This window comes from Borrelia tillae, from assembly GCF_055693965.1.
Genome location: NZ_CM146346.1, coordinates 565855 through 578695, shown reverse-complemented (window position 1 = coordinate 578695; position 12841 = coordinate 565855). Strand labels below are relative to the sequence as shown.

Genomic DNA, 12841 nt, shown 5'->3' with positions numbered 1-12841 from the left:
ATAAAAAAAGTAAAGATTAAAACAAATGCAAGAAACAGGAGAATTTTATGAAAAAACAATTTGACACAGAAGTTAATGATTTACTTTATTTAATCATACATTCTCTATATTCTCATAAAGAAATATTTCTACGAGAATTAATATCAAACGCTTCTGATGCCATTGATAAACTCAAATTTTTAAATCTAACAAACGAAAAATTTAAGGACATTAAATTAGATCCAAAAATCGAAATCAGTTTTGAAGAAAAACTCATTAGGATCAAAGACAATGGAATTGGAATGAATGAAAAAGACCTAATTAATCATCTCGGAACAATTGCAAAATCAGGAACTAAAGAATTTATCAATAACTTAAAAAAAGATGAAAAAAAAGCTGCAAGCTTAATTGGGCAGTTTGGAGTTGGATTTTACAGTGCTTTCATTGTATCAGACAAAATTGAAGTTATAACAAAAAAAGCTCTAGAAGATACTGCCTATATCTGGTCTAGTGACGGCAAAACAGGATATGAAATAGAACAAACAACAAAGGATGAGAATGGAACTGAAATAATTCTTTATCTCAACGAAGAAGGTAGTGAATATACTAACAAATGGAAAATTCAAGAAATTGTCAAAAAATACTCAAATCATATAAGTTATCCTATATTCATTAAGTATAAAGACCCTGTAATGAAAGATGGCAAACAGGAAGGATTTGAAGATAAGGAAGATAAATTAAACGACACAACAGCCATTTGGATAAAAAATAAAAGTGAAATAACTGATGAAGAATATAATGAATTTTACAAAAATTTAACATTTGATTATGAAAATCCATTAATCCATATTCATACAAAAGCAGAAGGAAGTATTGAGTATATAAGTCTTTTTTATATCCCAAGCAAAGCCCCTTATGATCTCTACTACCCAAATTCTAAACCCGGTGTAAAATTATTCATAAATAGAATTTTCATTACAGATTCTGCTGACAGCTTATTTCCAAATTACCTAAGGTTTATAAAGGGAATAATAGATTGTCAAGATTTGCCACTAAACGTAAGTAGGGAAATTTTACAACAAAATAAAATATTAGCTAAAATAAAAACAGCTTCTATAAAAAAAATACTTAGCGAACTTGAAAAACTAAGTGAAAATGACCACATAAAATTCAATGAATTTTTTAAAGAATTTGGAAGGTGTTTAAAAGAAGGGCTTTATTCTGACTTTGATAACAGAAGCAAACTCATATCCCTAATCAGGTTTAAGTCTTCACATATAGAAGGGCTTGTATCTTTAAAAGAATATAGAGAAAGAATGCCTGAGGAACAAAAAAGCATATACTATATAACCGGAGGGAAAGAAAATATACTGAAAAGTAATCCAATTGTAAATGCTTACAAAGAAAAGGGATATGAAACTCTTATTATGGATGATGAGCTTGATGAGGCAATATTAAATTTCATCACAGAATATGACGGAGTAAAGCTAAAAGCAATCAATAAAAATGAAACCAGCGATGAATTAAAAGATGAAAATTTCAAGCACATGGAAGAAGAATTTAAAGCTATATTACTTAAAGTCAAAGAAATACTGAAAAGTCATGTCAAAGATGTATCACTCTCAGCAACATTAACACAAGAACCATCAGCAATAATAATCGACAGCGCTGATCCTACTTATCAAATGCAAAAAATTATGGCATCAATGGGACAAGAGGTGAAAGAAATAAAACCTATCCTTGAACTCAATCCCAATAATAAAATTATTCAAAACTTAAAAAATCTAGATGATGAAAACTTGGAAAAAATAAGTATTGTCCTTCTTGAAGAAGCTATGATAACTTCAGGCCTACCCAATAAAAACCCAAGTCAATTTATAAAAATCATAAATGAAATAATAGAAAAAAATATATAACGTATATATAAAAACATAATAGTTAATATAATATATAACTAAAATAAGTTCACATAATAAGCTGTGAACTTATTTTTTCACTCTAAGAACTAAATCTTTGCCTGCCTCAACAGGGCCAGTCTGAGATATCTTCAGTTTAACATCTTCGGTCAAAGTAGTTGAAGACGGTATAACATATTCAGAACCATCATTAAGCTTTCCAAACACATACTCAATACTTGCAACTTCATCAGAATTGGCAATAACAACAGGCGTAACTACCGATTCTGCATGTGCCTTTAAATACTCAAGGTCAAGCCTAATAATAACATCTCCCTGTTTAACATTCATGCCTTCCTCAGCAACCCTTGTAAATCCTTTACCATTTAAATTAAGAGTATTAATACCAAAATGCACAAAGATTTCCACACCCTCTTTAGTTTCAAGACTAAAGGCATGATTAGTTTTGAAAATTTTACCAATATTTCCATCGCAAGGAGCAACCAACTCATTCCCAATTGGCACAATTGCAATTCCATCGCCAACTATCTTTTCAGCAAAAGCTTCATCTGGCACCTGATCAATTGAAACAACCTTCCCACTAACAGGTGCTATTAAATCTAAAGTGACTACCTTTTTAAAAAAACCCAAAAATCCCATAAATTAATCTCCTATATATTTCTCTAAAATTTTTAAAGTCTCTGATTCTGAATTACTATTTAAGACTTGACTTGCTAGCTCACTCAAATCAGCCATCGTATATTTTCTCATCAAACACTTAATTCGAAGTGAAGCACTAGGAACCATACTTAAAGATCTAAATCCAAGTCCAATAAGAATCAAAGCGCCAGCCTCATCGCCTCCAAGTTCACCACAAACAGAAACATCAATACCAGCACTATTACCTGCATCAAGAACATTTTTAATCAACCTTAAGACAGCAGGATTATACTTATCATATAAATTTGATATCTTCTGATTACCTCGATCTACAGCCAAAGTATATTGAGTTAAATCATTGGTACCAATACTAAAGAAATTCAATTTACAAGAAAATTCATGTGCCAGTAAAGCTGCTGAAGGAACTTCTATCATACATCCAACTTCTAAAGTTTCATCAAAAGGCAAATTCCTAGACTTCAAACTTGCTTTAGCTTTATCCACGAAATAATTAATTATATCAATCTCTTCATACCTAGACACCATAGGAATCATGATCCTTATTTTACCATAATGACTAGCTCTAAAAATTGCATTAAATTGACTTTGTATTAAATCTTCATAATCCATATACATTCTAAGGGCACGGTATCCCAAGAAAGGGTTATCTTCCTTTGGAAAATTGAAATATGGAATCTCCTTATCTCCCCCAATATCAAGAGTACGAATAGTAATAACACCTTTCTTCTCCATAGTATCTACAACCCGCTTATAGGCTTCAAACTGTTCATCTTCTGTTGGCGGCTTTACAGACTCCATATATAAGAACTCTGTCCTAAAAAGCCCTATACCATCAAGACCATATTTATTAACATAGAAAATATCAGCGGGAGTTCCAATATTAGCCTTAAGAGATATTTTAATATCATCTCTTGTTTTAGCATCCTGATTTCTCAATGCAAAAAGCTTTCTCTCATGCTCATTATACTCTAATATCTTATGTGTATATTTATCAAGTTCCTCAGATGAAGGATTACCAATAATTACTGAAGAAAGTCCATCAATGATCAACTGCTCACCTTCTTTAATCTTAGCAATATCTAAAGGTGCTAAAACAAGAGCTGGAAGTCCCATTGTCCTTGCCAAAATAGCAGCGTGAGAAGTTTCCCCACCAACTGTAGTCACAAACCCTTTAACATAACTTAAATCAACCTGCATTGTATCAGAAGGTGTCAATTCTTCAGTAATTAGAACCACATCTCTCTTAATCTCACAGAGATCGATTACATGCCCCAAAATATTGGCAATAAGCCTATTCCTAATATCTTTAAAATCAGAAGCCCTTTCTTTTAAATAAGCATCCGTATATTCTTCTACACTTGCAATCAATTCTTTGAAAGATAGATAAACAGCATAAGCAGCGCTATAGTTTTCGTCTTTAATGAAACTCATCACAGAATCAGAAAGCTCGTCATCTTCAATAACTAATATCTGACCTTCAAAGATACCTTCCTTGTCAGCACCAAATTGTGCTATAGCCTTTTTTGTAAGACCCTCAAGTGCAGATATAGCCTTTAACTTAGCATCATTAAATTTCTTTACCTCACCATCAATTTGCGAAGAAGTAATCTTTGATTTATCAATGAATGTATCAAAATCCTTCTTAATAAAAAGTGCCTCTCCTATACCTATCCCTTTAGATATTCTTTTCCCCGATAAAGTCATATTAACCTTCCATACCTATTCTGTAAAAGATTCAACGAGCTCAACAAGTTCAGTAACAGCTTTCTCTTCATCATCACCCTCAGCACAAATTACAAGTTTCTTGCCACAAGATAATTCTAAGGTTTGTAATCGAAATAAACTTTTTCCACTAACCGATTTTCCATCAGCTTCAATAGTTATATCACTAACATACTCCTTAGCCTTTTTTACAAACGTTGACGCTGGTCTAACATGCAAACCATTAACGGCTTTAATTGTAGCCTCTTTTTTTACCATAAGCTTAAGCCCCTTATTTGAATAATTATTTTTTGATTAAGTTATTAACAAATAAATATTATAATGCATAAAAACAAATTGATAAATTAATCATACTGCTTTTATATTAAAATAATGCCAAATTGGTAGCAATTCTTTAATAATGCTAATTATTATAATCCTAAAAATTAAATAATGTATCGAAATAAAAATTTTTTATAAGTCTTAAACTTCTCTCTCCTAAACTAAAATTTTTAACATCACGAATATTCTTATCTAACATCTTAATGGAATCCTCAATTTCCACTAAAGATAACGGTAAAGATTTATTAAGGAGTAACACTTGAAAATCTCTTAAAGTGATAACTTTATCATTATAAAATATTTTCATCATAAAATCATTTATAATATCTTTTTTAATGTTTAAAAGAACACAAATGAAAACAATGTTTACCTCTTCTAAAATATCAAGTGAAAAAGTATCAACGAATATACTACTATAAAAACTCTTATTCCACAAACTTGTGATTGGAAATTTTAATTTACTCAAAAACAAAGTATGTCGACTTTGTATATAATCATCCCTGTTAATATTATAAGCATTATAAGTATAAGTTTTTTTAGTTAATATATTTTTAAATTCAAGTTGAGCATCAAGACTTAATAATAAGGGGTATAAATCAAATACTGTATTTTTATAATAAAATCCATTGGCAATATTAATGCTATTTAGATATATCCTATCATTTAACCTTGAAATAAATTCATAAAACAATCTTGGTATATTCTTCTCTCCAAATTGTAATATCGAATTATACGTCACACATGGGCCCATTTCCAAAAAATTACTCTTAAGAGAAACCTTACCAAATCTCTCAAAATTATTAATTATAAAAAAATTGCCTGAAATTTCATCTTTCATAAAAATTTCAGAATTTTTGTGAAAATCAATCTCATTATAAACTATATAATTGTTTAAATCTCTACTAAATAAACTAACAAGAACATTAAAATTTTCTGGGTAATATACTCTCACATCACTCATTTTCTTTCTAACTCTTCTAACCGCAAATAAAGCTCTAAAAAAGTATTAAAATCAAGACAATGACATCTTAATATATTATAATATCCTAAAATATCAGTTCTAATTATAACTCTACGTTTCAAAAGACAATAAAATAACAATACATTAGATGAAAAACAATTTGTACAAAATCCAAAATCATTTTCCAATAAAATTTTGGTTAAAGTCTCGTAAAAGGTCGTATTTTGCAAACCTTCAACAGTAATGATACTACGCCCATTCAACATAAAAGCTGGCAAAATAGATGAATATACGGGTTTTAAGTCCAAAAGCACTAATGAAAATTTCTTATTTATATTTTCAATGAAATTCCGATTAACTGAATAAAAAATACTTATTAAAAGTTCCCGGGTATTTAAAGAAAGTCCAATACTTTTTGAAAGAGTTTCTCCATTCAAATTAAAGCTAATTAATATCAACTCTCACACTCCAACTATTTAAAATATCTTTAAGAGAAATAGGAGTTTTACATATATTAAAATCAAAAGCCTGAATTAAGGCTGTTCTAATTGCAGAAACAGATGCAATAAATAATATTCTAAAAGAAAAAATAAATTCACCATCTTCAATAAACTCAAGTTCTACAGGATTAACAATATCATAAACAACTTTTCCAAACACATAGTTAACTGCCAAATTAAAAATTGAAAATATGCGTTTATTATTTATCCTAAGTTTATCAAACTTACCATTTGCAACAAAAAAGTTAACATTACTAAATACGATATTAAATGAATTTATTTTTATATCAATCTCAAGAGAACAAGCAACATTAAATTGCTTATCCATATCTATAACAAAGTATCTATCAACTATAATAGGATACTCCCCCTTAAAGTCTTCACCCATAATTACTACAAGATCATCCTTAACAGCCAAAACTTCTCTTTCAATAAGATAAGATTCTTTTATCAATATGCTATAAAGTTCAACATCACCCCTTAAAGGCTCACTAACAATAAAATTGACATTACCATAAGATAAGTGAAAAGTTTTAGCAAGAGTATTTCTTAAATAGTTCATTAAATTGACATCTATCAATTTATAGGGAATAAATACTTCTAATTTGTCTTTATTTAATCTCATAGAAACAGTTTGACTGCCACCCAAAAAAGTAGTATCCAAACTTAAGAAAGCAAACCCTATACCTTTTCTTCTAACATCTAAAACATTATATTCAGTATTTAAGCTTAGAGAAGACGATTTACGCATTATAGAACTTTTTAAATCCAATTCCTTAAAAAGTCTAAAAAAGAGATCGTATTCACTTTTCACACAGCTGAGTAAATAACTCAGAGGTTCAATTGACAAACTAATTGCAAGATTATAAAAATTTGAATAAATGAAATTATAAACAGAATTTTCAAATAAGAAATGGTTATCATAAAAAAATACAGCATTACTCTTAGTCGCTATAAAATTAATATGTATATACACATCAAAAAATAAATTACTAAAAGTACGTCTAAGATAGTCAAAATAAAATTTATATAAAAAATTCAACGGCCTATTAATTTCAATATCTAATATAATCTTGGCTAATCTATTTTCCTCAGAAAGACAATTAACAACCTCATATTTCAAATTCAAAGATTGTGTCATTAAAAAATGTCGTTTATAATAAATCACATTAACCTTTTGCTTAAGTTTCTTAGCAATTATTATACCTTGTAATACAGCATTAAATACTACTGGAAACAAAACATTGCCAAAATCATTATTGATAGGATTAATCACTATCTTGTTTGCAGAGATACAAAAATTATCGCTAATAATTTTTTTTACAAGCGTAATATTATCAAGATCTGCATCAATAATTAAATTATTGTCTCTAAAGCATACTCTAACTAAAAGAACATCGCTACAATAGTTTAAGAAGTCTTCAAATTGATAACAAGCATTATGAATTCTAAACTCATCTAATTCCAAAGTTTTTGAATTAAAATCAACATCAGTCTCAATATTTTTTACTTCAAAGACAATACTCGCCTCTGCTTCTAATAAAAAGTCCAAATCATCAGAATACAAAACTAAAGGAACTTGCCCTTCAAAGTCTATTTTATTATCAAAAAGCTTCAAGTCAAATTCATTAGAATCAACAATATCAACAAATTTTAAGATAATATCATCTTTATAACTTATATTAAAAATCCGATCTTTATATTTATCTGGAAGCTTAAAATCCTCAATGATAGAATTCTTACTATCACAACAAACTGGCAATGCCCAAACTTCATCCATATTTTCTAGCTTCATAACCAATTAAGTAAAATAAAAAATCAAAATTTTATAATACATCTTCTAACTTACTTTCTATGCGTACATTATGGCACAATACCAACAAAATTGCTATTGGAAATCAAAATATGCTAGATAAACAACCAAGTTCACTTAAGTCAGATACCTAAAAATTACAATAATACGTTCTAACATTTACATTATTAAACTTTTTCTTTTGATAAATCTTAAAATCTATGATAATATCAAAATTAAGTTGAATAGCATCAAATAATATTAACAAGGTATTTATGGGAAAAGGTAAAAAGATAATTTCAATACTCTCTAAAATCTGCATGTTATTTTCATGTATATTATTGGAAGGTTATCAAAAAAATACAACTGATTATATCATAAGCCACTTGCAAATTTACATCCCAAACGAAGATCTTAAAAATTCAAAAAAATCAAGTTATTATGAGGAAAATGCAATTTTTAACGGTAATAGACAAGTAAAAAATAACCTCTTAACAAACTCACAACTACAATATCCAACAAGTTTAAAAACAAAAAATTTTTACTCAAATGAAGGTTATTCAGAAGAAGAAGAAGAAGAAGAAGAAGAAGAAAATATAGATGATTGGCTTATAAAAAATATAGACAATTTAAAGCTTAGAATTGAAAATTATGAGAGAAAAATAAACAATATAGAAAATTTTTTAAACCAGACAAACATAAAATCAATTAAAAAAAAGAATAAAGAATACGAAATTATAACAAAAAGCTTAAAAGAAGAAATTGAAAAAATTAAAAAGCTAATTCAAATGAAAGGAAACTCCATAAATCATACTCTTCAATCAAAAAACAATATTAATTATAATGACCAAAAATACAAAAAAAATCAAAACAAAGATATAGTAAATGAAGAATATAATTATCTATCTGAAAAGGACATATATGATATATATGTCCCAGAACAAGAATATTTCAATTCAGAAGATCAAGTACTAAGTCAACTTGATGATAAAATAGATGATAACAAAGACTCTCTTAGCAAGCACTCACTAAAACTAGGTGAACTTGATGATAAAATAGATAATAACAAAGACTCTCTTAGCAACCACTCACTAAAACTAGGTGAACTTGATGATAAAATAGATGATAACAAAGGCTCTCTTAGCAAGCACTCACTAAAACTAGGTGAACTTGATGATAAAATAGATAACAACAAAGACTCTCTTAGCAACCACTCACTAAAACTAGGTGAACTTGATTATAAGATAGATGACAACAAAGACTCTCTTAACAACCACTCACTAAAACTAGGTGAACTTAATGATAAAATAGATAATAACAAAGACTCTCTTAGCAACCACTCACTAAAACTAGGTGAACTTGATGATAAAATAGATGATAACAAAGGCTCTCTTAGCAAGCACTCACTAAAACTAGGTGAACTTAATGATAAAATAGATAATAACAAAGGCTCTCTTAACAACCACTCACTAAAACTAGGTGAACTTGATGATAAAATAGATGATAACAAAGACTCTCTTAACAACCACTCACTAAAACTAGGTGAACTTAATGATAAAATAGATGATAACAAAGGCTCTCTTAACAACCACTCACTAAAACTAGGTGAACTTGATGATAAAATAGATAATAATAAAGGCTCTCTTAGCAACCACTCACTAAAACTAAGTGAACTTGATGATAAAATAGATGATAACAAAGGCTCTCTTAGCAACCACTCACTAAAACTAGGTGAACTTGATGATAAAATAGATAACAACAAAGACTCTCTTAACAACCACTCACTAAAACTAGGTGAACTTGATGATAAAATAGATAACAACAAAGACTCTCTTAGCAACCACTCACTAAAACTAGGTGAACTTGATGATAAAATAGATAATAACAAAGGCTCTCTTAGCAACCACTCACTAAAACTAGGTGAACTTGATGATAAAATAGATGATAACAAAGACTCTCTTAACAACCACTCACTAAAACTAGGTGAACTTGATGATAAAATAGATAACAACAAAGACTCTCTTAGCAACCACTCACTAAAACTAGGTGAACTTGATGATAAAATAGATAACAATGAAAACATACTAATAGCATTTAGAAAAGAATTAGTAGATTTAAAAAATACTCATGACACAAACTTAAAGAACATAGAAAATAATTTATCTTCAATAGAGAAAGTAATAAACGCATTAAGGGATAAGCTTACAAAGAACGAAGAATTATACAGAGAAAACAAAGATATAATTCAACAAAAGCAAGATACAATAAATGTCTTAGATAAAAGGTTAACAGACAATGAAAATACCATTTTAAAACTTAAGAAAGAATTTACAAAATATAAAAACACCTTCAAACGTGAAAACGGCAAATTACAATCCATACAAAATGAATTTCATCCTAAAACTAAAGGAATAAATTATAAAAATGTCACAATTAAAATCGCTGAATTTAAAATATATCCGGACACACATGCAAACAACTACAATTTTAAAGATCAAAGTAGTGAATTTGATTTCAAAAAGTCTAATGGATATTATATTGAAATAGAACCAACAAAAAATTTATACAGAGCAAAAGAAATTTATAAATTAATTCCAAAATATAATGTCAAAACACATTTCATCAATCCATCATTAAAACATAAAGAACAATTTTTCAGAAACCTAATAAAAATAGAACACATAAATGAAATAGGTACTTTATACAAAAGTTTATCATCAGAATTTAAAAATATAAGAATAATCAAATAAACTAATCATCTAGAATATCATCTAACTTCACAAAGTCTCTAATATCAGAAAGCTTAAGAAGCTTAATACCCAACTCATCAGCTTTTTTAACTTTTGCTCCACCAGGATTATCTCCAACAAGTAAAAAATCCAAATGCTCAGTAACTGTATTGCTACAAATAGCACCTTTTTGTCTCATTTTTTCAATAAGAACATGTCTGAAATACCCTTCAAAAGAACCCGTAATGCAAAATTTCTTACCAAATAAAAATGAAGAAGAATCTATAACATAATTGGTATTTTTTTCTTCCATTTTAAATCCCAACTCTTTAAAAAAAATGAATTTATCAAGTATAGCCTTGTCATTAAAGGCTTCAATAATATTTAAAGCTATCCTTTCACCTATCCCTTCAATCTTTAAAAGTTTGGCAAGGGCAACTTCTTTATTTTTGCAAAGCATACTAAGTGCATCAAATGAATTTAAATGATTCTTCATCAACATCAATACTGTATTTGCACCAAGCTCCTTAATTCCCATTCCAAGAAGCAACTTACTAAATGGTCGATTTTTACTATTTTCAATTGAACGTTTCAACCTGTTTACCCGCTTACGACCAAAACCCGTCATACAAATCAGTTTATCAAGTTCAAGAGTATAAAGCTCGATTTCTGAAGATATAAATTTCAATCTAACAAGAAATTCTATTGTCTTTTCTGAAAGTCCTACAATATTCATGCATTTCTTACTGCAAAAATATTTGATTTGCTCAATTACACGCCTAAGACAATGTTTATTTATACAAAAAAGATGTGCGCCTTCCTTTATTAAAGTCATTTTACATGAAGGACAATCACTAGGAATCTTAAAATTACCAACAGCAAGTTTTTCCACTACCAATTCAACGGCAGGAATCACATCACCACGTCTTGCAATTGAAACAACATCTCCAATATTTAAGCCAATAAAATCTATATAATCTTGATTATGTAGGCTTACATTAGTAATGAAAGCTCCAGAAATAAGAACTTCTTCTATACGCGCAACAGGAGTAATCTTACCACTACGGCCAACTTGCACAATGATATCAATTACCTTACTTATTACCGTACAAGACTCAAACTTATAAGCTATTGACCACTTGGGATGATGAGAAGTATATCCTAAAATCTCTCTTAAATAAAAGCTGTCAACTTTCAGTACAATACCATCAATTTCATATTCAAAAACATCTCTTCGAGTCTCTAGCTCTTTAATATAACTAATAATATCTTTTCCCAAATTATTACCAACAAAAAATTTACAAAAAGGATTCATTTTAAATCCAAACTGCCTAAGTTTATCAAAAGCATCGCGATTGGTATCCAATTCAAAACTAGAATATAAAATATCATAAACAAAAATATCTAAAGGAAAATTAGCTACTTCTTTGCTGTTGACCCTCCGTAATATACCTGAGGTTAAATTTCTGGCATTAATATAAGAATTTGCTAATGTCTGATTAATTTTCAAAAAATTTTCCTTAGTAATATAAATTTCACCTCGTAACACCAATTCAATCCTTTGCTCAATACGCAAAGGAACACTTTTAATAGTTCTTACATTCTCAGTAACATCATTGCCAACTCTACCATCTCCTCTGGTCAATGCCCTTTGAAGTATTCCGTCTTTATAATAAAGAACAATCGAGCATCCATCTATTTTGGGTTCAACTGAAATACAAGTATCAGACTCTAAGATAGAATTATCTAACACTATTCTATCAATCCATAATAATAATTCCCTAATATCATAAGCCTTATCCAAACTTAATATGGGAAACGTATGTTTAACTTCTTTAAAATTATTCAAAAGATCGCTCCCAAATTTAAGAGTAGGGGAATCCAAGGTTTGATACTCAGGATACTTACTTTCTAAATTTTGAAGTCGTAAAAGAGCTTTATCATAAGTAAAATCATCTACACTAGGTGAAGAATCAATATAATATTCTTTGTCCCATTTTTTGATAATATCCCTTAATCGTAAAATTTCATCTTCTATGTCTTTAGTCATAATTTTGTTATCAACTCTACTTAAAAATTTACATTACATTTTAACAGAATAATATAAATAAAAATATAAATTTCCAACCCAAGTTCTTGAGTAATAAATTCATTCATCTTAAAATCTATAAATAAGCTACAAAATAGATATTGATACATGATATCTTTATTTATTATTAAATGATTTTTAATGTTATTATGTTAAAATTAAACAAGGAGAT

The 12841-nt window shown here is 28.6% G+C and carries 9 protein-coding genes; 2 read left to right on the top strand and 7 right to left on the bottom strand.

What is annotated here, in order from left to right; translation table 11 throughout:
- The first annotated feature begins 47 nt into the window (after positions 1 to 47).
- On the top strand, positions 48 to 1895 hold the full coding sequence (gene htpG / locus ACWUD1_RS02870) for a molecular chaperone HtpG (RefSeq protein ID WP_472756341.1): 1848 nt from the start codon (positions 48 to 50) through the stop codon (positions 1893 to 1895).
- A 69-nt stretch (positions 1896 to 1964) separates the two neighbouring features.
- Here htpG and crr read toward each other — a convergent pair whose 3' ends face one another.
- From crr to ACWUD1_RS02840, 6 genes are all read right to left on the bottom strand, one after another.
- Complete coding sequence (gene crr / locus ACWUD1_RS02865) at positions 1965 to 2534, bottom strand: PTS glucose transporter subunit IIA (protein ID WP_472756340.1); 570 nt, start codon at positions 2532 to 2534, stop codon at positions 1965 to 1967.
- A 3-nt stretch (positions 2535 to 2537) separates the two neighbouring features.
- Entirely contained in the window at positions 2538 to 4259 is a 1722-nt protein-coding gene (gene ptsP, locus ACWUD1_RS02860; protein WP_472756339.1) for a phosphoenolpyruvate--protein phosphotransferase, read from the bottom strand.
- A 15-nt stretch (positions 4260 to 4274) separates the two neighbouring features.
- The gene (locus ACWUD1_RS02855) at positions 4275 to 4535 is read right to left on the bottom strand and encodes an HPr family phosphocarrier protein (RefSeq protein ID WP_472756338.1); all 261 of its coding nucleotides are present in this window, start codon (positions 4533 to 4535) and stop codon (positions 4275 to 4277) included.
- A 160-nt stretch (positions 4536 to 4695) separates the two neighbouring features.
- On the bottom strand, positions 4696 to 5559 hold the full coding sequence (locus tag ACWUD1_RS02850) for a xanthine dehydrogenase family protein subunit M (protein WP_472756337.1): 864 nt from the start codon (positions 5557 to 5559) through the stop codon (positions 4696 to 4698).
- The gene (locus tag ACWUD1_RS02845) at positions 5556 to 6017 is read right to left on the bottom strand and encodes a hypothetical protein (protein WP_472756336.1); all 462 of its coding nucleotides are present in this window, start codon (positions 6015 to 6017) and stop codon (positions 5556 to 5558) included. Before ACWUD1_RS02845 ends, ACWUD1_RS02850 begins: the two co-directional genes overlap by 4 nt.
- A complete protein-coding gene (locus tag ACWUD1_RS02840; protein WP_472756335.1) occupies positions 6004 to 7854 on the bottom strand; it encodes a hypothetical protein in 1851 nt (616 codons plus the stop codon). Before ACWUD1_RS02840 ends, ACWUD1_RS02845 begins: the two co-directional genes overlap by 14 nt.
- 272 nt (positions 7855 to 8126) lie before the next feature.
- Between ACWUD1_RS02840 and ACWUD1_RS02835 the strand changes: the two genes are divergently transcribed.
- Positions 8127 to 10601: a coiled-coil domain-containing protein gene (locus ACWUD1_RS02835; protein ID WP_472756334.1), complete on the top strand. Its 2475-nt coding sequence runs from the start codon at positions 8127 to 8129 to the stop codon at positions 10599 to 10601.
- Between the two features lies 1 nt (position 10602).
- On the opposite strand, the gene ligA is transcribed toward ACWUD1_RS02835, so the two are convergent.
- The gene (gene ligA, locus ACWUD1_RS02830; RefSeq protein WP_472756333.1) at positions 10603 to 12630 is read right to left on the bottom strand and encodes an NAD-dependent DNA ligase LigA; all 2028 of its coding nucleotides are present in this window, start codon (positions 12628 to 12630) and stop codon (positions 10603 to 10605) included.
- Between the last annotated feature and the right edge of the window lie 211 nt (positions 12631 to 12841).